Source organism: Mesorhizobium sp. M8A.F.Ca.ET.218.01.1.1, from assembly GCF_004791165.1.
Taxonomy (GTDB): domain Bacteria; phylum Pseudomonadota; class Alphaproteobacteria; order Rhizobiales; family Rhizobiaceae; genus Mesorhizobium.
The window spans coordinates 1-410 of record NZ_SRUZ01000053.1 but is presented as its reverse complement, the minus strand read 5'-3'; the positions used below and the strand labels follow the sequence as shown (position 1 = coordinate 410).

Below are 410 nucleotides of genomic sequence, written 5' to 3'. Positions count from 1 at the left end.
CGGCTCCATCATCGCCATCACCGGCATGTCGCATTCTACGACAATGGCGAGCAGCATTTCGCCTTCGCCGACGCCTACCGCATGATGAGCAATCGTATCGGCCTGTTCGCCAACCTGCCGATCCATTCGCTAGACCAGATGGCGCTGCAGCAGCACCTGGACGATATCGGCCGCGATCAGGTTGCGGCGAACTGACGGTGACTGCGTGGGGCGTAGCCGCGCAACGGCCGGGTCCTTCAGGACGGTTAGCAATCCCTGAAGGTCATCACCATGCCGGCCCTGATCTACGCCGCGGAGAAGGACCGCTGGCTACCGCCACGCTTTCACGCCGCATGGATCGGGCAAAACCTTCCCGGAGCGGATTATCGCGTCATCGCAAACGCCTGGCACTTCGCCTTCATGAACCCCGC

At 62.2% G+C, this 410-nt stretch carries 1 pseudogene; it reads left to right on the top strand.

Features of this window, described 5'->3' with window-relative positions:
• Nucleotides 1-195 (top strand): annotated as a pseudogene (locus tag EN861_RS34360) (hypothetical protein); the annotation flags it as partial.
• Nucleotides 196-410: the final 215 nt, after the last annotated feature.